Annotated in this window: 24 protein-coding genes; 16 read left to right on the plus strand and 8 right to left on the minus strand. The window is 55.9% G+C overall.

All coding sequences use genetic code 11. From position 1 onward, the window contains the following. Positions 1 to 21 precede the first annotated feature (21 nt). Complete coding sequence (locus tag ACLHV8_RS02315) at positions 22 to 1,593, plus strand: methyl-accepting chemotaxis protein (protein WP_028016480.1); 1,572 nt, start codon at positions 22 to 24, stop codon at positions 1,591 to 1,593. On the opposite strand, the gene ACLHV8_RS02320 is transcribed toward ACLHV8_RS02315, so the two are convergent. Continuing rightward, positions 1,565 to 1,921, minus strand: coding sequence for a LysR family transcriptional regulator (locus ACLHV8_RS02320; RefSeq protein WP_049005179.1), 357 nt, complete (start codon positions 1,919 to 1,921; stop codon positions 1,565 to 1,567). The two genes, ACLHV8_RS02315 and ACLHV8_RS02320, sit on opposite strands and share 29 nt — an antisense overlap. 150 nt (positions 1,922 to 2,071) lie before the next feature. Further along, on the minus strand, positions 2,072 to 3,070 hold the full coding sequence (fbp, locus tag ACLHV8_RS02325) for a class 1 fructose-bisphosphatase (protein ID WP_049005180.1): 999 nt from the start codon (positions 3,068 to 3,070) through the stop codon (positions 2,072 to 2,074). A 197-nt stretch (positions 3,071 to 3,267) separates the two neighbouring features. Here fbp and mpl point away from each other — a divergent pair, with 197 nt between their 5' ends. Continuing rightward, a complete protein-coding gene (gene mpl, locus ACLHV8_RS02330) occupies positions 3,268 to 4,641 on the plus strand; it encodes a UDP-N-acetylmuramate:L-alanyl-gamma-D-glutamyl-meso-diaminopimelate ligase (RefSeq protein ID WP_028016483.1) in 1,374 nt (457 codons plus the stop codon). A 72-nt stretch (positions 4,642 to 4,713) separates the two neighbouring features. On the opposite strand, the gene yjgA is transcribed toward mpl, so the two are convergent. Then, positions 4,714 to 5,265, minus strand: coding sequence for a ribosome biogenesis factor YjgA (yjgA, locus tag ACLHV8_RS02335; RefSeq protein WP_008501414.1), 552 nt, complete (start codon positions 5,263 to 5,265; stop codon positions 4,714 to 4,716). Between the two features lie 95 nt (positions 5,266 to 5,360). Here yjgA and pmbA point away from each other — a divergent pair, with 95 nt between their 5' ends. The 14 genes from pmbA (at position 5,361) to ACLHV8_RS02405 (ending at position 16,665) form a co-directional block, all read left to right on the plus strand. Beyond that, positions 5,361 to 6,713, plus strand: a complete 1,353-nt coding sequence (gene pmbA, locus ACLHV8_RS02340; RefSeq protein ID WP_032666755.1) for a metalloprotease PmbA — start codon at positions 5,361 to 5,363, stop codon at positions 6,711 to 6,713. 41 nt (positions 6,714 to 6,754) lie between these two features. Then, positions 6,755 to 7,141 carry a cytochrome b562 gene (gene cybC, locus ACLHV8_RS02345; RefSeq protein WP_208594680.1) on the plus strand — a complete coding sequence of 129 codons (387 nt, stop codon included), beginning with the start codon at positions 6,755 to 6,757 and terminating at the stop codon, positions 7,139 to 7,141. Between the two features lie 320 nt (positions 7,142 to 7,461). Continuing rightward, positions 7,462 to 7,800: a glycine dehydrogenase gene (locus ACLHV8_RS02350; RefSeq protein WP_028016486.1), complete on the plus strand. Its 339-nt coding sequence runs from the start codon at positions 7,462 to 7,464 to the stop codon at positions 7,798 to 7,800. Positions 7,801 to 7,810: 10 nt separating this feature from the next. Continuing rightward, positions 7,811 to 8,173 carry an SFCGS family glycine-rich protein gene (locus ACLHV8_RS02355; RefSeq protein ID WP_023293430.1) on the plus strand — a complete coding sequence of 121 codons (363 nt, stop codon included), beginning with the start codon at positions 7,811 to 7,813 and terminating at the stop codon, positions 8,171 to 8,173. Between the two features lie 2 nt (positions 8,174 to 8,175). Further along, the gene (locus tag ACLHV8_RS02360; protein ID WP_008501409.1) at positions 8,176 to 8,475 is read left to right on the plus strand and encodes a DUF4312 family protein; all 300 of its coding nucleotides are present in this window, start codon (positions 8,176 to 8,178) and stop codon (positions 8,473 to 8,475) included. 22 nt (positions 8,476 to 8,497) lie between these two features. Beyond that, positions 8,498 to 9,274, plus strand: coding sequence for a DUF4311 domain-containing protein (locus tag ACLHV8_RS02365; RefSeq protein ID WP_006810337.1), 777 nt, complete (start codon positions 8,498 to 8,500; stop codon positions 9,272 to 9,274). Positions 9,275 to 9,287: 13 nt separating this feature from the next. Next, on the plus strand, positions 9,288 to 9,929 hold the full coding sequence (locus tag ACLHV8_RS02370) for a DUF4310 family protein (RefSeq protein ID WP_015572508.1): 642 nt from the start codon (positions 9,288 to 9,290) through the stop codon (positions 9,927 to 9,929). Positions 9,930 to 9,971: 42 nt separating this feature from the next. Further along, positions 9,972 to 11,105 (plus strand): amidohydrolase/deacetylase family metallohydrolase, encoded by a 1,134-nt coding sequence (locus ACLHV8_RS02375; protein WP_129324123.1) that lies wholly within the window; start codon positions 9,972 to 9,974, stop codon positions 11,103 to 11,105. Beyond that, entirely contained in the window at positions 11,089 to 12,207 is a 1,119-nt protein-coding gene (locus ACLHV8_RS02380; RefSeq protein WP_049005185.1) for a DgaE family pyridoxal phosphate-dependent ammonia lyase, read from the plus strand. The genes ACLHV8_RS02375 and ACLHV8_RS02380 overlap by 17 nt, the downstream gene beginning before the upstream one ends. Continuing rightward, positions 12,204 to 12,944, plus strand: coding sequence for a 2-dehydro-3-deoxy-phosphogluconate aldolase (gene dagF, locus ACLHV8_RS02385; protein WP_208594681.1), 741 nt, complete (start codon positions 12,204 to 12,206; stop codon positions 12,942 to 12,944). The genes ACLHV8_RS02380 and dagF overlap by 4 nt, the downstream gene beginning before the upstream one ends. A 60-nt stretch (positions 12,945 to 13,004) precedes the next feature. After that, positions 13,005 to 14,141 carry a lactonase family protein gene (locus ACLHV8_RS02390; protein WP_208594682.1) on the plus strand — a complete coding sequence of 379 codons (1,137 nt, stop codon included), beginning with the start codon at positions 13,005 to 13,007 and terminating at the stop codon, positions 14,139 to 14,141. A gap of 19 nt (positions 14,142 to 14,160) precedes the next feature. Next, a complete protein-coding gene (locus ACLHV8_RS02395) occupies positions 14,161 to 16,071 on the plus strand; it encodes a BglG family transcription antiterminator (protein ID WP_208594683.1) in 1,911 nt (636 codons plus the stop codon). Positions 16,072 to 16,148: 77 nt separating this feature from the next. Then, positions 16,149 to 16,391, plus strand: coding sequence for a type II toxin-antitoxin system RelB/DinJ family antitoxin (locus ACLHV8_RS02400; protein WP_028016493.1), 243 nt, complete (start codon positions 16,149 to 16,151; stop codon positions 16,389 to 16,391). Next, positions 16,381 to 16,665 carry a type II toxin-antitoxin system RelE family toxin gene (locus ACLHV8_RS02405; protein ID WP_028016494.1) on the plus strand — a complete coding sequence of 95 codons (285 nt, stop codon included), beginning with the start codon at positions 16,381 to 16,383 and terminating at the stop codon, positions 16,663 to 16,665. Before ACLHV8_RS02400 ends, ACLHV8_RS02405 begins: the two co-directional genes overlap by 11 nt. A 3-nt stretch (positions 16,666 to 16,668) precedes the next feature. On the opposite strand, the gene nrdG is transcribed toward ACLHV8_RS02405, so the two are convergent. The 5 genes from nrdG to treR all read right to left on the minus strand — a co-directional run bounded on the left by nrdG (position 16,669) and on the right by treR (position 23,974). Next, on the minus strand, positions 16,669 to 17,133 hold the full coding sequence (gene nrdG, locus ACLHV8_RS02410) for an anaerobic ribonucleoside-triphosphate reductase-activating protein (protein WP_049005189.1): 465 nt from the start codon (positions 17,131 to 17,133) through the stop codon (positions 16,669 to 16,671). Positions 17,134 to 17,273: 140 nt separating this feature from the next. Next, the gene (nrdD, locus tag ACLHV8_RS02415) at positions 17,274 to 19,412 is read right to left on the minus strand and encodes an anaerobic ribonucleoside-triphosphate reductase (protein ID WP_049005190.1); all 2,139 of its coding nucleotides are present in this window, start codon (positions 19,410 to 19,412) and stop codon (positions 17,274 to 17,276) included. Positions 19,413 to 19,784: 372 nt separating this feature from the next. Then, on the minus strand, positions 19,785 to 21,428 hold the full coding sequence (gene treC / locus ACLHV8_RS02420; protein WP_410376746.1) for an alpha,alpha-phosphotrehalase: 1,644 nt from the start codon (positions 21,426 to 21,428) through the stop codon (positions 19,785 to 19,787). 51 nt (positions 21,429 to 21,479) lie between these two features. Then, the gene (gene treB, locus ACLHV8_RS02425; protein WP_049005214.1) at positions 21,480 to 22,898 is read right to left on the minus strand and encodes a PTS trehalose transporter subunit IIBC; all 1,419 of its coding nucleotides are present in this window, start codon (positions 22,896 to 22,898) and stop codon (positions 21,480 to 21,482) included. 128 nt (positions 22,899 to 23,026) lie between these two features. Then, entirely contained in the window at positions 23,027 to 23,974 is a 948-nt protein-coding gene (gene treR, locus ACLHV8_RS02430) for a trehalose operon repressor TreR (protein WP_049005192.1), read from the minus strand. Positions 23,975 to 23,995: the final 21 nt, after the last annotated feature.

Below are 23,995 nucleotides of genomic sequence, written 5' to 3' on the forward strand. Positions count from 1 at the left end.
CTCGCTACCGGAAATAATATCATGCTTAAAACGCTATCGATTCGTACCGGCTTGCTCTCTTTACTGGCCGTTATGACCCTTCTGCTGCTGATTGTCAGCGGTATTGGCATTTATGCCCTCACACAGAGTTCTTCTTCACTACAGCGCATCAACCACCTTCAGGGTGAGCAGATGGTGCAGCTTAATTCCGGCTATACGCTGATCCTCCGCGCCCGCAATGAGGCGGGTCAGGCCGTCCGAATGATGGAAATCGGCATGCTGGATGATGCGGCCAAATCGGTAAAAAATATCAATCAGGAAGTCACCCTGGCTCAGAAAACGCTGAAAGGCGTGATTGATGGTGGCGTGGCCGATGAGCAAGGCCAACAACTGCTTGATAAAGTGGCGGCCAGCCTCGCGACGTACAACCAGCAGGGGATCAACCCGATGCTGAAAGCGCTGAACGAACAGAGCGCGGACAGCTATTACGACCTACTGGAAAACAAGCTGATTCCGGTGGCCTCCCGGTTTGATAACGATATGCAGGCCTTCCAGAAATGGAGTGAAGCGCGCGGCAAAGCGGAAGTGAGTGCCGTGCAGTCCAGCAAAAATCGGGTACTGATCCTGATCGTGGTGGCGGCTCTGCTGACGGCGGGCATTATTGTGCTGGCCTGGCTGGTACTGCGCCACATGTTGCTCAAACCGCTCTCGACCTCTATTGCTCAACTGGAGAATGTGGCAGCAGGCGATTTGACCCACACGCTGAATCCACCGGCAAGCCAGGAGTTTAATCGCTTGAATGCGGCAATCGAAGAGATGCGCCATTCGCTGATGAACTCGGTTCTGCGGGTACGTGATGCCAGCTCGCAAATTGATACCGGCAGCCGTGAGCTGACGGCGGGGAACAGGGATCTTGCTGAGCGTACGGAATCGACCGCCACGTCGCTGGAGCAGACCGCCGCCAGCATGGAACAGATCACCGCGACGGTGAAACTCAACGCCGACAATGCCGAGCAGGCTCACCAGCTGGCGAAATCGGTGTCAGACACGGCCGATCACGGCAGCGAAATGGTCTGCTACGTCATTGAAAAAATGCGTGATATCTCCGGCAGTTCGGCACGTATCGCGGACATTCTCAGTGTTATCGACGGTATTGCCTTCCAGACCAATATCCTCGCGTTGAACGCCTCCGTGGAAGCGGCGCGCGCGGGTGAGCAAGGACGCGGGTTTGCCGTCGTCGCGGGCGAAGTGCGAAACCTTGCCAGCCGCAGTGCCGATGCAGCGAAAGAGATCCGAGCGCTTATCAGTGATTCCCAGACCCACGTCAGCGAGGGCAGTGAACTGGCCCAGCAGGCTGGCGAAACCATGGATGAGATCGCAACCGAAGTGCTGCGCATGACGAAACTGATGCGTGAAATTGCGACTGCGTCCCAGGAGCAGAGTCGCGGTATTGAGCAGGTGAATATTGCGGTGAATCAGATGGATGAGACTGCGCAGCAGAATGCGGCGCTGGTACAGCAATCCTCCGCCGCGACTCGCTCCCTTGAGGAGCAGTCGCGCCAGCTGATGGAAGCCATGTCATCATTCAAGCTGTCGGCTCAGACTGCAGCATAATATTATCCAGCCCCGGTGCATGATGTGCCGGGGTTTTATTCTTCCCTGAATTTACTTCAGCAATATTATCGTGAATATTACCCACTAACATTTCCAGTGCGCTGGTTAAGGCTAACGCATTTTCCGTCGGCTCAAGATATAAACCTTTGCGGAAAAATAGCGGCTCATCAAACAGTTGATTAAAGCGCTTCAACGCCAGACTGACCGCTGGACGGGACATCTCCAGGCGCAAAGAGGCTTTTGCCATGCTGCCGCAGCGGACAACTTCAATAAATACCGGGATAAGATTTAAATCAATGCCGGTATTAGCACGGGAATAATTTTTCATTGCGATTTTGCTCCACGAAATATTTGCCAAACTGTTATGGAAATAATGCAGGAGCAGTGATGAATATTAAAGCGTGTTTTTTATAAACACTTATACGGTTAAATATATAAATGACCAGGGGAGCCGGATGGGCTCCCCTGAGGAAAGGTATTACGCGTCCGGATACTCACGAATAAAACGTTCAACGTCTTCAACCATATGGTTGTTGCCGACGAAGAACGAACGGCGCTGGTGAAGGCTTTCTGGCACGATTTCCAGAATACGATCTTTACCGTCGCTCGCCTTGCCGCCAGCCTGTTCGGCCAGGAACGCCATCGGGTTGCATTCGTACAGCAGGCGCAGTTTCCCGTCCGGGTGGCTTGCAGTGCTTGGGTAGAGGTAGATACCGCCTTTCAGCAGGTTACGGTGGAAATCCGCGACCAGAGAGCCGATATAGCGGGAGGTGTAAGGGCGCTGAGTGGCTTTATCTTCTTCCTGGCAGAATTTGATGTACTTCTTCACGCCGTTCGGGAATCGGATGTAGTTTCCTTCGTTGATGGAGTAGGTGTTGCCCTTCTCCGGGAAGCGCATACGTTCCTGGCTCAGACAGAAAACGCCCAGTGAAGGATCGTACGTAAAGGCGTGAACCCCACACCCGGTGGTATACACCAGCATGGTGGAGGAGCCATACACGACGTAACCGGCAGCAACCTGATTAATGCCCGGCTGCAGGAAATCTTCTTCGGTCACCGGCGTGCCAACAGGCGTGACGCGGCGGTAGATGGAGAAAATGGTACCGACAGAAACGTTAACGTCGATGTTAGAGGAGCCGTCCAGCGGATCCATCAGAACAACGTATTTAGCGTGTTCACACCCGTCGAAAACAACAATTTCATCTTCTTCTTCGGAGGCGATACCCGCCACGATGTCGCGCGCGCGCAGTGCAGCTTTCAGTTTTTCATTTGCGAACAGATCGAGTTTCTGTTGAACCTCGCCCTGAACGTTCTCGGCACCGCTGGCACCCAGGATATCGACCAGACCGGCCTTGTTGATATCACGATGGATGATCTTAGCGCCCAGCTTTATTGCCGACAGCAAAGCAGTGAGTTCACCCGTAGCATGAGAAAACTCGTGCTGCTTTTCGACAATAAATTCACCTAACGTTTTCATAACACTTTCCCTGCATCTTTGTGAGTAGAGCGATTGTATGTTCACTAAAACGACTAAAGCCCAACAATCTTAACAAATATTCAAATAGTAGCGCAGTGGTGAATCGCGCCAGCAGTATACGGATTTACCTGAAATGCATTTCACAGCCGCTAACATGTGAGTAAAATGTGCGCCACATTGAAGAGGGATAGTGACGTATGCGCATTCATATATTGGGGATTTGTGGCACTTTCATGGGCGGACTGGCAATGCTGGCGCGCTCGCTGGGCCATGAAGTGACAGGTTCGGACGCCAATGTGTATCCGCCAATGAGCACACTTCTGGAGAAACAGGGCATCTCTTTGATTCAGGGCTACGATGCCAGCCAGCTGGATCCTGAACCGGATCTGGTGATCATTGGTAACGCCATGACGCGTGGGAACCCGTGTGTTGAGGCGGTGCTGGAACGCAATATTCCGTTCATGTCCGGCCCACAATGGCTGCATGATTTCGTCCTGCGTGACCGCTGGGTGGTTGCTGTTGCCGGAACGCACGGCAAAACCACGACCGCCGGTATGGCGACCTGGATCCTTGAAGCCTGTGGCTACAAGCCGGGCTTCGTGATTGGCGGTGTGCCGGGTAATTTCGATGTTTCTGCGCGCCTGGGTGACAGCCCGTTCTTTGTGATCGAGGCCGACGAATATGACTGCGCGTTCTTCGACAAGCGTTCCAAGTTTGTTCACTACTGCCCGCGCACGCTGATCCTCAACAACCTTGAGTTCGACCATGCGGATATTTTTGACGATCTGAAAGCGATTCAGAAACAGTTCCACCACCTGGTGCGCATCGTTCCGGGCCAGGGACGCATCATCCTGCCGGAAAACGACATCAACCTGAAGCAGACCATGGCGATGGGCTGCTGGAGCGAACAGGAGCTGGTGGGCGAGCAGGGCCACTGGCAGGCGAAAAAACTCAACGCCGATGCCTCCGAGTGGGAAGTCCTGCTCGACGGGGAAAAAGTGGGTGAGGTGAAGTGGGGTCTGGTGGGCGAGCACAACATGCACAACGGCCTGATGGCGATTGCTGCTGCACGCCATGTGGGTGTTCTGCCTGCGGATGCGGCCAATGCTCTGGGTTCGTTTATCAACGCCCGTCGTCGTCTGGAACTGCGTGGTGAAGCCAATGGCGTCACGGTGTATGACGATTTCGCACACCACCCAACGGCCATTCTGGCAACGCTTGCCGCCCTGCGTGGCAAGGTCGGCGGCACAGCCCGTATTCTGGCGGTGCTGGAGCCGCGCTCAAACACCATGAAAATGGGCATCTGCAAAGACGATCTCGCGCCGTCGTTAGGCCGCGCCGATGAAGTCTTCCTGCTGCAGCCGCAGCATATTCCGTGGCAGGTGGCGGAAGTGGCTGATGCCTGTATTCAGCCTGCGCACTGGAGTGCGGATGTGGATGCGCTCGCGGATATGGTGGTGAAAGCCGCTCAGCCTGGCGACCACATTCTGGTGATGAGCAACGGCGGTTTTGGTGGCATCCACCAGAAGCTGCTTGATGGTCTGGCGAAGAAAGCCGAGGCCGCAGAGTAAAAAAGAGCCCGGTGGCGCTAGCGCTTACCGGGCCTGCATTCTTTTCTCCCTCGCCCCTATGGGGAGAGGGGATTACTCTTCGTTCTCTGACAGCTCGCGCAGATACTGGAAAATCAGGCGCGCGGACTTCGGCGGCTTATTCCCTTCTTTCTCTTTCTTCGCGTTGCGGATCAATGAACGCAACTGCTGGCGGTCGGCGTCTGGCCACAGATTTAAGACTTCCGGTACCGCGTCATCACCCTGTTCAATCAGACGATCGCGGATCTGCTCCAGCTTATGGAACAGTGCAACCTGCTGGTTATGGCGGTTTTTCAGCTTGTCCAGCGCCTGGCGGATCGGATCAACGTCGCGCTGACGCAGCATTTTACCGATAAGCTGAAGCTGGCGACGACGGCCTTCTTTTTTGATTTTCTGTGCCAGTTCAATGGCATCACGCAGATCCTGGTCGAGCGGGATCTTATCCAGCGCGTTTTTACCCAGTTCTACCATTTCTGCGCCAAGCTGTTTTAACTCTTCGGCGTCACGTTTAATTTCACTTTTACTGACCCAGATGATCTCATCATCTTCGTCTTCGATGTCATCACCGGGAACGTCGTCGAGCCAGTCTTCGGGCTGCTTAGTCATGTCAGGCTCCTTAAAAAAAGAGGCTAATGTTACCAGTTAAGACGCGCACTGAAAAACGGTTCTCTGTTAGACTTCAGTTAACTCTCTCTTACAGTATGGCATTTGCGATGAAAGTAACCTCACAAGTTGAAGCGCAGCGTAAGATTCTGGAAGAAGCCGTCTCCACCGCGCTGACGCTCGCTTCAGGTAAATCAGATGGCGCCGAAGTGGCGGTCAGCAAAACCACCGGCATTAGCGTGAGCACCCGCTATGGCGAAGTGGAGAATGTAGAATTCAACAGTGATGGCGCGCTTGGCATCACGGTGTATCACCAGAATCGCAAAGGCAGCGCGTCATCGACCGATCTCAGCCCGGATGCGATTGCTCGTACGGTGCAGGCGGCGCTGGATATCGCCCGTTATACCTCCCCAGATCCTTACGCCGGCGTGGCTGATAAAGATCTGCTGGCGTTTGACGCCCCGGATCTCGATCTTTTCCACCCGGCAGAAGTCACCCCGGACGAGGCGATCGAGCTGGCGGCGCGTGCCGAACAGGCTTCTTTGCAGGCGGATAAACGCATCACCAATACCGAAGGCGGCAGCTTCAACAGCCACTACGGTATCAAAGTGTTCGGCAACAGCCACGGCATGTTGCAGGGCTACTGCTCAACCCGTCATTCACTCTCCAGCTGCGTCATTGCCGAAGAGAACGGTGATATGGAGCGTGACTACGCCTACACCATTGGCCGTGCGCTCGGTGATTTGCAGTCTCCGGAGTGGGTGGGTAAAGAGTGTGCCGAACGCACGCTGTCACGCCTGTCACCGCGCAAACTCTCCACCATGAAAGCCCCGGTGATTTTTGCCAATGAAGTGGCGACCGGCCTGTTTGGTCACCTGGTCGGGGCCATTGCCGGTGGCTCTGTGTACCGTAAATCAACCTTCCTGCTCGACTCACTGGGCAAGCAGATCCTGCCGGAATGGCTGACCATCGAAGAACACCCGCATCTGCTGAAAGGACTGGCCTCCACACCGTTCGACAGCGAAGGCGTGCGCACGGAACGTCGCGACATCGTCAAAGACGGCGTGCTGACCCAGTGGCTGTTGACCAACTACTCCGCGCGCAAGCTGGGGCTGAAAAGCACCGGTCACGCGGGCGGTATCCATAACTGGCGTATCGCCGGACAGGGCCTCAACTTTGCGCAAATGCTCAAAGAGATGGGCACCGGTCTGGTGGTGACCGAACTGATGGGCCAGGGCGTAAGTGGTATTACCGGGGATTACTCTCGCGGTGCGGCGGGCTTCTGGGTGGAAAACGGCGAAATCCAGTATCCGGTAAGCGAAATTACCATCGCCGGAAACCTGAAAGATATGTGGCGCAATATTGTTACGGTCGGTAACGATATTGAAACACGTAGCAATATACAGTGTGGTTCTGTACTTCTGCCGGAAATGAAAATCGCCGGCCAGTAATACCCGTAAAGGCGTTTTAATAATAAAAAAGGAAGTGAGCAATGCGTAAACATCTGTTAGCGATCGTCGCGGCTTCAACGCTGGTTATTGGCTCTTCTGCGTTTGCTGCCGATCTTGAAGAAGACATGGGCACCCTCGGTCAAAACCTGAAGGTGGTGCAGAAAACCGACAATGCGGCGGAAATGAAAGACGCACTGACCAAAATGCGTGAAGCGGCGCTGGACGCCCAGAAAGCGACACCGCCGAAGCTGGAAAGCAAAGCGGCAGACAGCGCGGAAATGAAAGATTACCGCCACGGTTTTGATATCCTGAGCGGCCAGATTGACGGTGCGCTGAAGCTGGCGAACGAAGGTAAAGTGAAAGAGGCGAAGGCGGCGGCCGAGCAGTTCGTGACCACCCGCAATACCTACCACCAAAAATACCGCTAACAGAGACTGCATCTGACACAACAGCAAGGCGAGGGCGAAATGCCCTCGCTTTTTTTATGCGTCGTAATAAGTAAACCCTATTGCTGTCACATTTCTGCGACTCCCTTGCCAGATGTTTTCGTTTTCTTCCTTGCCGTTTTGCCAATGGATTGCGTGATATTCATCACGTAAATCCAGCGAATTGTCATTATTCACCGCATTTATGTGGCACAGATCACTGCTGCGGCTCGCCTTTCCACTTCGAAGTGGAAAACAACTCGCTACAAACATTTCCCACCCAACGTTAGTTTTATTCCAGAGCCATTAACGGGGTAAGACGAGTGATTAACGGAGCGGTAATGAACGACGTTGGGGATCAGGCGAAGCAAACAGAGCAGCTCGCTAACACCATGCTGCAGCAGGTTTATGACCTGCTGGCCCGGCACAACATCATCCCCAACGCAGTACAGGAACAGATGCTGACCTCCCACGTTCGCGCAATGGCGCACCGGTCGGTGACCGGCGAGCCGCTGCCGGAGGTTGAAGCGGAGCTGTTTGACGAAATTTCACCGGATTCAATGCGGCTCGCCCGTGAAGTGGTCGCGCAGTTTGGCAATCTTCCTGATGAAGAAGCCTGGCTGCTCTCCGTTCACTTTGAAGTCGCAAAAGACAACCTTTAAGGAGCAATACATGGAACAGATTACAGTCGTGATTGGCGATCGCCTGGGTAAAGGTCAGAAAGTGGCTGCAGGTGTGGAAAAAGCCGGTGGACGCGCGGTTGTCGTACCGGGTATGGCGGCAGACATGAAGCTGGGCGACGTCATGAAAGCGGAAAACGCCACCTTCGGCATCTCCTTCTGCGGCAGCGGCGGCGCGGGTGCCATTACTGCACAAACCAAATATGGCTACAAGGCCAAATACGGTATGCGTTCAGTGGAAGAGGGCGTGACCGCTATCAACGAAGGCTGCAACGTGCTGGGCTTTGGCTTTATGGATAAAGAAGAGCTGGGCGAGCGTCTGGTACAGGCGTGGCAGAAGAAATACGGCGCATAAGCATGAAAGAACAATTCACGACCACGGTGAGAGTGAAGGGGAAAGGCGACGCCAAAGCGCGCGCCTTTGCCGATGCGCTCAACCACGTTCAGGCCGCGGTGATGAAAGCGTCACCGCATATCTTACTGCGTATTGAGCCACAGGATGTGCAGGTCGTTCAGGCGCAAGAAGCGGTGCGTAAAGAAGCGTTTCTGTTCTTCTTTTTGCGCCGGGAAAGACGGACCTACAGCGTGGAGCTGGATGTGACCGTCAACGTGACCGCCATCAATCTCGATCGGGTGGATTTCGTCACGCAACGCTGATTATTCATAAAAGGGCAGACTGATGTTCTTAATTATATTAATAAAATCGCTCATCATTGGCGGCCTGGTAGGCGTCGGTGTCGGAGCCGGGGCTGCACGCATGTTTCATGCGCCTACCACACAGGGTATGGGCGCGTTTCGTACGTTGGGAGAACTGAACTCCTGCGAAGGGGATCCGGCTTCTCACTTCTCCTTTGGGTTAGGCTTCTTCTTTAACGCCTGGGCCTCTTCCGTGGCCGCAGGTGCCTTCACACAGGACGTAGACCACCGCATCATCCCGAACTGGGGTGCTGCTGCACTGATGATCAAAAACCGCAACGTCGGCGAAACGCTGCATGATCCCCGCAAAATGGCGATTGCCTGCGGCATCATCGGCATGATTGTCGTCACCTTCCTTAACTTGACTGCCTCGTCTGTTCCGGCCGCACTGCAGGTCACCGCCGTGAAGGTACTGGTACCGGCGGCAAACCTGCTGGTGAATACCGTGATGCCGGTGATCTTCTGGCTGGCGGCCATCGACGCGGGCAAAAAGTCGGGCTTCTGGGCCACCATTTTCGGCGGCGCGGCGCAACTGATTATGGGGAACGCCGTACCGGGCCTGGTACTGGGGATCCTGATCGGTAAAGGCGTCGAAGAGAGCGGCTGGAACCACGTCACCAAAGTGATGATGGCGGCTATCGTCCTGCTCTTCGTGCTGAGCGGTTTCTTCCGCGGCTTCGACATGAAGATGATCGAATCCTTCCATCTGACCGTGCCGAACTGGCTCGATATGATCCACAACTCGCTCAGCGGTAAATAACAGGAGCCTCTAAATGGAACAGAATAAAGGTTTTTGGTATGCCGACTGGTCGTTCCCGATCTTCGTTGGCCTGCTCTCCTCCGGCGTGTTCGCCGGTACGCACATGTACTACCTCTACGGCATTGGCGCGTTCAACGAAGTGGCCTTCGTGGCGATGCTGAAAGCGGGGATTGATACCGGCGTGTACGGCGCGGTGGCGGCATTCGGTGCGAGCTTCCTGTTCGCCCGTATTATCGAAGGCTCGCTGGTCGGTATTCTCGATATCGGCGGGGCGATCCAGACCGGCGTGGGCCTCGGTGTCCCGGCGCTGCTGCTGGGCGCGGGCATCATGTTCCCGGTGACCAACTTCATTGCCGCGCTGATCACCGGCCTGGTGATTGGTCTGGCGATTGGCTACGTCATCATCCTGGCGCGCAAGTTCACCATCAACCAGAGCAACTCCACCTACGGAGCGGACGTGATGATGGGCGCGGGTAACGCCTCCGGTCGCTTCCTCGGGCCGTTGATTATCCTCAGCGCCATGACTGCCTCCATTCCTATCGGTGTCGGTTCACTGGTGGGCGCGCTGCTGTTCTACATCTGGCAGAAACCGATTACCGGTGGCGCCATCCTCGGCGCAATGATTTTGGGCTGGCTGTTCCCGGTCGCCCTTTAATACCCACGGGCGCTCCGGCGCCCGTCTTATCAGGAGATCCTCATGTTTGATTTACTCCTGCGCCGTGCGCGCCTTGCCGACGATACCCTGACCGATATCGCCATTCAGGACGGGAAAATCGCGGCGTTGGGCGAGATTACTGCCCCTGCCCGTAAAACGGTTGAATTGAACGGCGATGTGTTCGTCAGCGCAGGCTGGATTGACTCCCACGTTCACTGTTACCCGAACTCGCCGATTTATCACGACGAACCAGACAGCGTAGGTATTGCTACTGGCGTCACCTCCGTGGTGGATGCAGGCAGTACCGGCGCGGATGACGTGGACGATTTTTACGAAATCACCCGCAAAGCCTCAACCGACGTCTTTGCCCTGCTGAACATCTCCCGCGTGGGGCTGATAGCCCAGAACGAACTGGCCAACATGGCGAATATTGATGCAGATGCCGTGAAGCAGGCGGTAAAACGCCACCCGGATTTCATTGTCGGCCTGAAAGCGCGTATGAGCAGCAGCGTGGTGGGTGAAAACGGCATTACGCCGCTGGAGCGCGCCAAAGAAATTCAGAAAGAGAACGGCGACCTGCCGCTGATGGTTCACATTGGCAACAACCCGCCGAACCTCGACGAAATTGCCGAACTGCTGAGTTCCGGCGACATCATTACCCACTGCTACAACGGCAAACCCAACCGCATTCTGACGCCGTCCGGCGAACTGCGAGCGTCCATTACTTCTGCGCTAAAACGCGGCGTGCGGCTGGACGTCGGCCACGGCACGGCGAGCTTTAGCTTTGAAGTGGCAAAACGCGCCATCGCAATGGGCATTCTGCCGCACACCATCAGCTCGGATATCTACTGCCGTAACCGCATTAATGGCCCGGTAGGGTCGCTGGCGAGCGTGATGTCGAAATTCCTCGCCATCGGTATGTCGCTGCCGCAGGTGATTGACTGCGTGACCGCGAACGCCGCCGACGGCCTGCGCCTGGCGCGTAAAGGCCGCATTCAGGCGGGTCTCGACGCCGACCTGACGTTGTTCACCATTAAGCGCCAGCCAACGGTATTAACCGATGCCGAAAACGACAGCCTGCAGGCTGAACACATTTTGGTGCCGCTTGCCGCGATCCGCGCGGGCAAGGGCTACATGACAGAACAAGGGAGCACGGAACATGCCTTCGATTTATGAGAAATACCACTTAAAGCAAGTCATCAACACCTCTGGCCGCATGACGGCGCTGGGTGTCTCCACGCCGCGCCCGGAGGTGGTGCAGGCGGCGATGGACGGCATGAATCACTATTTCGAGATGAAGGATCTGGTCAACAAAACCGGTGAATACATCGCGAAACTGCTGGATGTAGAAGGCGCGACAGTGGTTTCCTGCGCGTCAGCAGGGATTGCCCAGTCCGTGGCGGCAGTGCTGGTAAAAGACAGCGACTGGCTGCTGGAAAACCTGCACGTCACGCCCGTTGAGAACAACGAGATCGTGCTGCCGAAAGGCCATAACGTGAACTTTGGCGCGCCGGTAGGCACGATGGTCGCACTGGGCGGCGGTAAGCTGGTGGAAGCGGGCTATGCCAACGAATGCTCAGCCGATCAGCTGGCGGCGGCGATTACCCCGCGCACGGCAGCGATCCTCTACATCAAATCTCACCACTGTGTGCAGAAAAGTATGCTCAGCGTAGAACAGGCGGCGGTTGTGGCACGTAAGCACGGCCTGCCGCTGATTGTCGATGCGGCGGCGGAAGAAGATTTGCACGTTTACTACCGTTCCGGTGCAGACCTGGTCATTTACAGCGGCGCGAAGGCGATTGAAGGGCCAACCAGTGGTCTGGTGATCGGCAAAACCCAGTACGTTGAATGGGTGAAACGCCAGACGGCAGGCATTGGCCGTGCGATGAAGGTCGGCAAAGAGGGCATTCTGGGCCTGACCTGCGCCATCGAACATTACCTCACGGCAACCAAAGAGAGCGGCGAAGAGATGGTGGCGAAGATGACGCCGTTTATCGAGGCGCTCAACACCCTGAACGGCGTGACGGCACGCGTGGTCTGGGACAGCGCCGGGCGCGATATCGCCCGCACCGAAATTAAGTTCGATGAAGCGACAACCGGCGTCGGCACCGGGGATTTGGTAGCGAAACTCAAGCAGGGTGACTACGCCATTTACTTCCGTGGCTACAAGGCCAACGAAGGGATTATCGAAGCGGACGTGCGCAGCGTGAATGCTGACCAGCTAAACATTGTTTACCGCCGCATTAGCGAAGTATTAGGACAGGAGAAAAACGCATGAAACTGACCCCCAACTTTTACCGTGATCGCGTCTGCCTGAACGTGCTGGCGGGCTCTAAAGCCAATGCCAGCGCCATTTACGAAGCGGCAGAAGGTCATGTGCTGGTGGGCGTGCTCTCCAAAAATTACCCGGATGTGGCAAGCGCCGTTGCTGATATGCGTGAATACGCTCAGCTTATTGATAACGCGCTGTCCGTTGGCCTGGGGGCGGGCGATCCGAACCAGTCGGCGATGGTGAGTGAAATTTCCCGCCAGGTGCAGCCGCAGCACGTGAACCAGGTCTTTACCGGCGTAGCAACCAGCCGCGCGCTGTTGGGACAAAACGACTCCGTGGTCAACGGTCTGGTTTCTCCAACCGGAACCGTCGGCATGGTGAAAATCTCTACCGGTCCGCTGAGCAGCGCGGCACCGGACGGTATCGTTCCGGTGGAAACGGCAATTGCTCTGCTGAAAGATTTTGGCGGTAGCTCCATTAAATATTTCCCGATGGGTGGCCTGAAATGCCGTGATGAGTACAAAGCGGTGGCGGAAGCCTGCGCGCGTCACGACTTCTGGCTGGAGCCAACCGGCGGTATCGATCTGGAAAATTACGAAGAGATCCTGCAGATCGCCCTGGACGCGGGCGTGAGCAAAATCATCCCGCATATCTACAGCTCGATTATCGACAAAGCCAGCGGCGATACGCGCCCGGAAGATGTGCGCACGTTGCTTGCGATGACGAAAAGGTTAGTTAAGTAGTCCCTAACCCTAACCCTAACCCTCTCCCACCGGGAGAGGGGATAATGATCAGGAGCCACCATGCACACCCGTAACCTGCTTGTTGCTTCACTCTCTCTGCTTGCTACTTCCGCTGTTGCCCAGACTCATTACGCCTGGGTGGGAACCTATAATCCTAACGGTGAAGGGCTGTACCGTTTTACCGTCGATCCGCAAAGCGGTGCGCTTGCGGATAAAACGCTGGTCAGCACGTTGCCGAATGCTGCACAGCTTACCGTCTCGCATGATGGCAAAACGCTCTATCTGGCGAGTGAAGTAGAGCAGGGCGTGGTGCAGGCGCTGCGGGTGAATGACAACGGTGAGCTGAGTGAGCTCAATCAGGTGGCTTCCGGTGGCGCAGGGCCGGTTTACCTTTCGCTGACGCCGAATGGTCGCCATCTGCTGGTGGCAAACTACGTCAGCGGAACGATTGCCGTTCTGCCGGTCAAAGCCGATGGCAGCCTGGGTGATGCCACGGACAAACATCAGGATCAGGGCGAACCGGGTGCGGCGAAGCCGGAAGCCGCTGCGGAGGGCAGTTTCGCTATCAGCGATCATAACGGGCCTCATGCACACATGATCGCCGCCGATCCGAGCGGAAAATACGTGTTTTCAACCGATCTGGGGCTGGATCGCATCTATCAGTATCGCTTAGACGATCGAAGCGGAAAGCTGACGCCTAACGATCCACCGTTTATCAACGCCTCCTCGAAAGGGGCCGGGCCGCGCCACTTTGTCTTTACGCCAAAAGGCGATGCTCTGTGGTTGATTAACGAAGAGGCGTCTACGCTGACTCACTATACTGTGGATGCAAACGGCAGCCTGAAAGAGGGCAAAACGCTCTCCGCCCTGCCGAAAGGTTACAAAGGCACCAGTTTTGCTGCAGGTCTGGCGTTAAGTGCGGATGGTAAGCAACTGTATGTGGCTAACCGTTTGCATAACAGCATCGGGCACTTTACCGTAACAGCGGAAGGCACGCTGACGCATCAGGATGATGTCTGGACCCGTGGTGACTACCCGCGCACCCTGACGCTCGATAAACAGGGGCGTTGGCTGTACGTCATGAATCAACGCAGCGATAACATTACCCGTTTCCGCGTGGCGCAGGACGGCAAGCTCAGCTTTGAGCCAGACTATACGCCGGTCGGTAGCCCATCTCAGATGGTCATTTCACCCTAAGCCGTAAGAGGACAACGACGTGCGATTTCCGAATCAACGTTTAGCGCAACTTTTCGATCTGTTGCAAAACGAGACGCTGCCGCAGGATGAACTGGCGCAGCGGCTGTCGGTTTCCACGCGAACCGTCCGCGCTGATATCACGGCCCTGAACGCGCTGCTGGCGAGCCACGGCGCGCAGTTTATTCTGAGCCGGGGGAATGGTTATCAGCTTAAAATTGATGACGCCGAGCGTTATCAGCAATTGCAGGCCTCCCACCCGCGCGCGCTGCGTATTCCCCGAACCGGGATGGAGCGCGTGCATTATCTGGTGGTGCGTTTTCTTACCTCGGCATTTTCTCTCAAACTTGAGGATCTGGCTGACGAGTGGTTCGTCAGCCGCGCCACGCTGCAAAGCGACATGGCGGAAGTGCGCGAGTGGTTCCACCGTTATAATCTGACGCTGGAAACCCGACCGCGCCATGGTATGAAGCTGTTTGGCAGCGAGATGTCGACCCGTGCCTGTCTGACGGACTTGCTCTGGGAGCTGGCACAGCAGGACAGTCTGAACCCGTTGGTGACCGACGTGGCGCTTAATGCGGGTGTGGCAGAACAGATGGTGCCTGTACTGCACGATGCGCTAACACGCCACCATATCCGCCTGACCGACGAAGGTGAGTTGTTCCTTCGCCTGTACTGTGCGGTATCGGTACGTCGTATCAGCGAAGGCTATCCACTGCCGGAATTCCATGCTGAAGATGTGGAAGAGAACGTGCGTGACGCCGCGAAAAATATCGCAGTGTCCATTCAGCATCTGGCGGGCAAAACGCTTTCGCCGTCGGAAGAGAGCTGGCTTTGCGTACACATTGCCGCGCGGCAGATCCAGGAGATAGCACCCAGCGCGATCAACGCTGACGACGACGAAGCGCTGGTCAACTACATCCTGCGTTACATCAACACCCACTATAACTACAACCTGCTCAGCGACGAGCAACTGCACGCGGATCTGCTCACGCACATTAAAACCATGATCACCCGGGTGCGGTACCAAATCATGATCCCCAATCCGCTGCTGGAAAACATCAAGCAGCACTACCCGATGGCGTGGGATATGACCCTCGCGGCGGTGTCGAGCTGGGGCAAATACACGCCGTATGTGATCAGCGAAAACGAGATCGGCTTCCTGGTGCTGCACATCGGCGTCGGGCTGGAGCGTCACTACAACATTGGCTACCAGCGCCAGCCGCGGGTGCTGCTGGTGTGCGACGCCGGGAATGCGATGGTGCGTATGATTGAGGCGGTGCTTCAGCGCAAATACCCGCAGATTGAGGTGACGCGCACGCTCACCCTGCGCGAGTACGAGCTGGCGGAAATGATTAGCGAAGACTTTGTGATCGCCACCGCCCGCGTCAGTGAAAAGTCGAAACCGGTGGTGATGATCGCCCCATTCCCGACCGATTATCAGTTAGAACAGATCGGCAAGCTGGTGCTGGTGGACCGCACCCGCCCGTGGATGCTGGATAAATACTTCGATGCAGCCCATTTCCGCATTATCGACACGCCCGTTGATCAGCAAACGCTGTTCCGTGAACTGTGCGCGCAGCTTGAAAGCGAGGGGTTTGTTGGCGCGGAGTTCCTGGATTCGGTCGTCGAGCGTGAAGCCATCGTCAGCACCATGCTCGGCGATGGCATTGCGCTGCCGCACTCACTCGGCCTGCTGGCGCAAAAAACGGTGGTCTATACCGTGCTGGCTCCGCACGGCATCCCGTGGGGCGACGAAACCGCACACGTCATCTTCCTGCTCGCCATCAGCAAAAGCGAGTACGAAGAGGCGATGGCGATATACGATATCTTCGTCACCTTCCTGCGTGAACGGGCGATGTCGCGGCTCTGTAGCTGCGGAGATTTTGCCGAGTTTAAGGCAGTGGCGATGGAGAGTTTGAGCCGGTTTTGAGAGGCGTTATCCAGAATTCGATGTAATGCGAATGTAATGCTAAACTGCATTACGCATTCGATTTTACTGGAGGCATAATGGCCACGCTGAACGTCCGTCTGGATGACAAACTCAAAAACGAGGCTTATGCCGTGCTGGAAAAACTCAATATCACACCAACGGAAGCCGTGCGATTACTGTTTCAGTACGTCGCGGAGACGGGACGTATGCCGGTGAAAACGGTCACCATTAGCGACAATGAAGAAGAACTGATACAGGCAGTCCGGGAGCGGCTGGCTAATCCGCAAAAGGGAATTAAGGTTAGTCTGGATGACTTATGAACTGGCATTTGATCCGAGGGCGTTAAAGGAATGGAGCAAGCTGGGGGAGACTGTAAAAGACCAGTTTAAGAAGAAACTAGCGGACGTATTGGTGAACCCAAGGGTCGAATCGGCCCGCCTGCATGGTCTACCGGATTGCTACAAAATAAAACTCAGATCCCAGGGTTATCGTTTGGTCTATCAGGTTCAGGAAAACGTTGTAACGGTATTTGTTATCGCTATCGGTAAGAGAGAGAAAGCAGCCGTTTATCATGATGCAAACAAACGGCTCTAACGATCACCGCAGATGATGCACAACCTGATTGCTGCTGCCGCGCCAGATCAGCGCCGGGTCTTTTAAATCCTGCACGAATTTGCCGTCGACCAGCACGTTAATCAGATCCACCACTTCCATTTGCTGCGCGTTCAGCTCATCCAGCTTGTAGCCTGTCCAGACCCAGATATCTTTTCCCGTACATTCGCGGCGAATGCGTTTAACCAGCTTCAGGATTTCCGGCACGTTTTGCGGGTGGAGCGGGTCACCACCGGAGAGTGAAATCCCCTGGCGGTTGATGCGCGTGTCGTTGAGATCGTTAATGATCCGGTCTTCCATCTCGGTGGTGAACAGCATACCGGAATTGAGGCGCCAGGTGCTTTTGTTGTAGCAGCCGGGGCATTCGTGGACGCAGCCTGAGACGAACAGGGTGCAGCGGGTGCCGGGACCGTTGACGATGTCGACGGGATAATATTGATGATAATTCATAGCGTTAACCTGATGCCCTCACCCCGGCCCTCTCCCACAGGGAGAGGGAGAAAACCGGCGTCAGGCTTGCAATGTGCTCGATCGGTTCCCTCTCCCTTGAGGGAGAGGGGTAGGGTGAGGGGGAAAACCCGGCGAAGAACTTACCCGATCTGCCCATTCCCCAAATGCTTCACGCGGCGCTTCACCTCTTCCTGCTTGCCGGCGTTGAACGGACGCGCATCCGGGCTGCCGAGATAGCCGCACACGCGGCGGGTCACAGAGACGCGAGCCGCATCGTGGTTGCCGCATTTCGGGCAGGTGAAGCCTTTGCTGGTGCACTCAAACTCACCGGTAAATCCGCACTCGTAACACTCGTCGATTGGCGTGTTGGTCCCGTAATACGGCACGTGCCGATAGCTGTAATCCCACACGTCTTCCAGCGCTTTCAGGTTATGCTGAATGTTTGGGTACTCGCCATAGCAGATAAAGCCGCCGCTGGCGATCGGCGGGTACGCCGCTTCAAAGTCGATCTTGTCGTACGGGTTCACCTTCTTCTCCACGTCGAGGTGGAAGCTGTTGGTGTAGTAACCTTTGTCGGTAACCCCTTCCACAATCCCGAACTCGGCGGTGTCCAGACGGCAGAAACGGTCGCAGAGGTTTTCGCTCGGCGTACTGTACAGGCTGAAGCCGTAGCCGGTTTCCTCTTTCCACTGATCAACGGCGTCGCGCAGGCGCTGAACGATGGCGATGCCTTTCTCACGCAGGGCTTCGCTGTCATACATATGCGTGCCGCCAGCCAATGCGTTGATGGTCTCGTGAATGCCGATATAGCCCAGCGAAATCGACGCACGACCATTTTTGAAGATCTCAGACACGTCATCGTCCGCTTTCAGACGCACGCCACAGGCCCCTTCCATGTAGAGGATTGGCGCCACGCGGGCTTTGACCCCTTCCAGACGCGCAATGCGGGTCATCAACGCTTTGCGCGCCAGCTGCAGGCGCTCGTCCAGCAATTTCCAGAACTCAGCCTCATTGCCTTTGGCTTCCAGCGCGATGCGCGGCAGGTTCAGGCTGATGACGCCGAGATTGTTGCGCCCGTCGTGGATCTGCTCGCCGTTTTCATCTTCGTAGACGCCGAGGAAGCTGCGGCAGCCCATTGGCGTTTTAAACGAACCGGTGACTTTAACGACCTGATCGTAGTTCAGGATGTCCGGATACATACGTTTGCTCGCGCACTCCAGCGCCAGCTGTTTGATGTCGTAGTTCGGATCGCCAAACTTATGGTTGAGACCGTCGCGGATGGCGAACACCAGTTTCGGGAAAACGGCGGTTTTGCGGTTTTTGCCGAGGCCGGAAATACGGTTGCGCAGGATCGACTGCTGAATCAGGCGCGATTCCCAGCTGGTGCCCAGGCCAAAACCGAACGTGACAAACGGCGTCTGGCCGTTGGCGGTGTGCAGCGTGTTCACCTCATATTCCAGCGACTGGAAGGCGTCGTAGCACTCTTTCTCGGTGCGGGAATGGGCGTAGCCGTCCGCGTCCGGGATCTGCCACTCTTCGGCCGTTTTACGATGCTTGTTGAAGCTTGCCGTCACGAACGGAGCCAGCACTTCATCAATGCGGTTAATGGTGGTGCCGCCGTAAATGTGGCTGGCGACCTGGGCGATAATCTGCGCCGTGACCGCCGTGGCCGTGGAGATTGATTTTGGCGGTTCAATCTCGGCGTTACCCATTTTAAAACCGTGGGTCAGCATGCCTTTCAGGTCGATCAGCATGCAGTTGAACATCGGGAAGAATGGCGAGTAGTCGAGATCGTGATAGTGGATCTCACCGCGCTCGTGCGCCGACACCACATCGCGCGGCAGCAGGTGCTGGCGGGCATAGTGTTTAGCGACGATACCGGCCAGCAGGTCGCGCTGGGTCGGGATCACTTTACTGTCTTTGTTGGCGTTTTCATTCAGTAGGGCGGAGTTGGTCTGCTCTACCAGGCCACGGATCTCCTGGTTTAGACGGCCGCGCTTCTCACGCTCAACGTCACGATCGTGACGGTATTCAATGTAGGCACGGGCTAACTGCTTGTAAGGACCCGCCATCAGCTGGTTCTCAACCGCGGTCTGGATCTCGTTGATATCCACCTGGTTGCGTTCATTCATCTGGCTGCTAACGACTTCTGCGACGGTGGCGCAGTAATCTGCGTCATCGACTCCCGCTGCTTTAGCTGCACGCAGAATGGCTTCCTGGATGCGCTCTGATTTAAACGGCACTTTACAGCCATCACGTTTCATCACATGCGGTGTCATGATCACTCCATTTTAAAAACAGGTTATCCACAGAGGTGGAGAAGTATTCAGAGGCTGTATTGTCAGCCAGGTGAGTGACTTCCCTCGTTCCCGACATTTGTTATCCACAATTCCGGAGAGCTGAGTCGCCGTCTTGTGGTTGGAATAGTAGACGATAAATACAAGATGTTGGGTCGGCGTGCATTTTAAGTGCTACATATAGTGATTTGCATCAAACATGTTTGCGTTTTATTTGATTCAGAACAAAGTAAAAAGACGAGAGTACAAACGACGGGCGCTTCAGCGATTGTAAATACGGGCAGGAAAAATCTGATTAATTATTCAACAAAAACAGTAAAATAAGCCGGGCACGGTATTGTGCCCGGCGTCGCATTACGGTTGCAGCCACCAGACGGCTTCAAACGGACGTAGGCTGGTGGTTTGTGGCGCGGCATAGTTGCTCATTACTGGCTGCCATTCGCCACTGAGGGCGTCATTCTGCCATGTCTGGCTCTCGCCGCTGAGGTTCGCCACCACAATCAGCGTCTTTCCCTGCCACTGACGACGGTAGCACCACAGAGAAGGATGTTCTGGCAGGAGATCCTCATAATCCCCCCACGTCAGTACCGGCAGGGTTTTACGCAGGCTAATCAACGACTGATAGGTGTAAAACACCGAATCCGGGTCGTCCAGCGCGGCGCGGGCGTTTACCGTCTCGTAGTTGTCGCAAACGCCAATCCACGGCTCACCTTCGGTGAAGCCCGCATTGTGCGAAGCGTCCCACTGCATTGGCGTGCGGCCGTTATCGCGGGATTTACACGCCAGAATCGCCAGTAATTCGTCCGGATCGCGCTCGCTGGCCCGCAGTTCGGCGAACATGTTCAGGCTTTCCACGTCACGGTAATCGGTGATGCGGCTGAAGTGCGGGTTGGTCATGCCAAGTTCTTCACCCTGATAGATATAGGGCGTACCTTGCATGCCGTGCAGCACCATGCCGAGCATCTTCGCGGCCTGAACGCGGTATTCCCCTTCGTCACCAAAGCGCGACACGATGCGCGGCTGGTCGTGGTTACACCAGAACAGCGCGTTCCAGGCTTTGTTGTGCATGCCCTGCTGCCAGTGGCGGAAGAGGGTTTTTAGCGCCACGAAGTCCGGTTTCGCCTTCGTCCACTTTTCGCCGCCGGGATAATCCACCTTCAGGTGGTGGAAGTTAAAGGTCATCGACAATTCACTGCCATCAAGAGAGGCGTACTGCTGGCAGTTTTCCAGCGAGGTCGAGGACATCTCGCCCACCGTCATCAGGTTGCGCGGCGTAAAGACGTCGCGGCTCATCTCCCGCAGATATTCGTGAATGCGCGGCCCGTCTGTGTAGAAACGGCGGCCATCACCCGTCTCGTCATTCGGGAAATCCTGATCTTTTGAGATCAGGTTAATCACGTCGAGACGTAAGCCGTCCACGCCGCGATCGGCCCAGAATTCGCACACCTTTTTCAGCTCGGCGCGCACTTCAGGGTTTTCCCAGTTGAGATCCGCCTGCTCCGGAGCAAAGAGGTGCAGGTAGTACTGTTCGCTCTCGGCGTGCCAGCGCCAGGCGTTGCCGCCAAACTTGGAGCGCCAGTTGTTGGGAAGCTGCTCCGGCGTGCCGTCGCGCCAGATATAAAACTGGCGGTACGGACTCTCTTTATTCAGTGATTCGCGGAACCAGGCATGCTGCGTTGATGTATGGTTAAACACCATATCCAGCACGATGCGAATGCCGCGCTCATGCGCCCTGGCGACCAGTTCATCAAAATCATCCAGAGTGCCGTAGGCGGGATCGATGGCGGTGTAATTCGCCACGTCGTAGCCGTTATCCACCTGCGGGGAGATATAAAACGGCGTCAGCCAGATGGCGTCGATACCGAGGGTTTTCAGGTAGTCCAGACGCTGCGTCACGCCGCGTAAATCACCGGTGCCGCTGCCAGTGGTGTCCTGGAAACTCTTTGGATAGATCTGATAGATGACGCCGTTCTGCCACCAGTGAGGAAGGGTATTCATAATGCGTTCCTGCAAATGCGAAGGGGCGCAACTGCGCCCCGAAAGATAAAGTTAAACAATCTGCAGCGAGCCCTGACGGAACTTACGCTGGTAAACCACGGTGGTGAGCGCCATTGGGACGATAATCGCGATGGCCATCGCCAGGGCAAACACCTGCCAGAAAGCGGGCTGGATGGAGAGAATGCCCGGCAGACCGCCAACACCGATACCGTTCGCCATTACGCCGTTCAGACCGCACACCAGCCCTGCCAGACCGGAACCGATCATCGCGCAGAGCATCGGGAAACGGTATTTCAGGTTGATACCGTACATCGCCGGCTCGGTCACGCCGAGGTAGGCGGAGATGGCAGCCGGAACGGAGATTTCACGCTCGTTATGTTTACGGCTGACCAGAATAATGCCGGTTACCGCAGACGCCTGTGCGATGTTAGACAGGGCGATAATCGGCCAGACCGGCGTACCGCCAAGGCTCTGAATCATCTGCATATCAATGGCCAGGGTGGTCTGGTGCACGCCGGTGATCACCAGCGGGGCGTACAGGAAGCCAAACAGCGCGGCACCAATCGGCGCGAAGCTGCCGGTCATCAGGTGACGAACCGCGAAGGCCACGCCGTCGCCGATCATGCGGCCAAACGGACCGATAAAGGCATGCGCCAGGAATACGGCAATAATCAGTGAGCAAACCGGAACCACCACCAGATAAAGGTAATCCGGGACGATGCGTTTTAAGCGAGTCTCAATGAAGCCCAGCGCCAGACCTGCCAGCAACGCCGGAATAACCTGCGCCTGATAGCCCACTTTAGCGATGGTAAACAGACCAAAGTTCCACACCTCCGGCACCTGCTGACCAAGTAAGTAAGCGTTCATTAACTGTGGAGAGACCAGCGTGACGCCCAGTACGATACCCAGAATTGGCGTGCCGCCCATTTTGCGCACGGCGGACCAGCAGATCCCGACCGGCAGGTAGAAGAAGATCGCTTCGCCAATCAGCCACAGGAAGTCGTAAACGGTTTTCAGCGCCGGGTACATCTGCGCCAGGGTTTTGCCGTCGCTCATCGGCACATCACCGATGACGTTACGGAAGCCTAAAATTAAGCCGCCGCTGATCAGCGCTGGCAGCAGTGGGAAGAAGATTTCCGCGAAGTGGGAAATCAGCTGCTCGTGCCACTTCATGTTCTGGCGCGCGGCTTTCTTTGCCTGCTCTTTATCGGCAGAAGAGTGCCCGGTAGTCGCCAGCAGCGCCTGATAGTAATCGCCCACTTCGGTACCTATAACGACCTGGAACTGACCGGCGTTGGTGAAGCAGCCTTTAACCATTGAGAGTTCTTCAATGGCTTTCGGGTTGGCTTTGGCCGGATCGTTCAGCACGAAACGCAGGCGGGTAATGCAATGGCTGACGGTTGCGATGTTTTCGCGCCCGCCGACCAGGACGATCAGCCGATCGATATCTGCTTGTTTGACTTTACTCATCATGAAACCTCATGACAGATGGTTAGGGGTGTAATGACCTGAGCGCAAGCCTACTCCTTCATCGTAACGGCGAAAATGGGAACGTTCCCGAAATCGGGCGAAGATCACAATAAACCGTTGAGCGGGGGTTAAGAGAGGTGGGCAGGAATAACGATCTGGCGCGGCTCAGTTCGCCCGTTGATCTGCTCGATCAGCTGTGTGGCGGCCTGTCTGCCGGACTCGGCGTAGCCCGGGTCGACTGTAATAATTTCCGGGTGCAAAAACTTCATCAGCGGCGTGCTGCCGACGCTCGCGACCTGCAGATCGTCGATGCGTTGTTCCTGCAAATATTTGCTCGCACCCAGCGCCAGGGTATCCGTGGCACACACCAGCGCGGTGGTCTGCGGTGTCAGGACGCTGGCGACCTGCTCGTAGCCCTGCTTCATCCCCAGCCCCGGCAGGGAGGCCACGGCAGAGAGGTTGTGCTTTTTGCAAAATGCCAGGTAGGCTTCGTGGCGACGCTTGCCAGTAGTGACGTCCGCGTGCGGCACGCCGAGGAAACTAATGTGGCGATGACCTTTATCGAATAGTCGCTGCATCAGGGTGATAATCGCGCCTTCGTCGTCATAACAAACGGAGGCAAAACCGTTGGCATCGCGCGCCAGCAGCACCAGCGAAGGCTGCCAGGGTTTCAGTATCTCTTCCTGAATGCCGGTAAAACCAAACAGCACCACGCCGTCAATGTTGCGTCGCTGAAGCATCCCCAGATGCTCTTCAACCAGTTGGGGAGAGAACTGGCTCTCCATCATGATCGGATCATAGCCTTGTTCATAGAAGGCGGGCAGCATGGTCTGAACGGCGAGATTTTCCGACAGCGAATCCAGACGCGAAACAATGATGGCCACCACCTTGTCACTCTGTCCCCGCATGGCACGCGCAGAGCGGGAAGGGGAAAAACCGTGCTGATTCATCACCGCCTCAACGCGCTCGCGAGTACGCTCGCTGACGCCACTTTCGTTGTTCAGCACGCGCGACACGGTGGATTTCCCCACGCCGCTTAAACGCGCGATGTCTTTAATCGTAAGGCGGTTCTGCATGCTGTATTCCCTGTAACAACA

Origin of the sequence: Enterobacter sp. CPE_E863 (genome assembly GCF_046521465.1) — a bacterium.
In the GTDB taxonomy this organism is placed as follows: domain Bacteria; phylum Pseudomonadota; class Gammaproteobacteria; order Enterobacterales; family Enterobacteriaceae; genus Enterobacter; species Enterobacter adelaidei.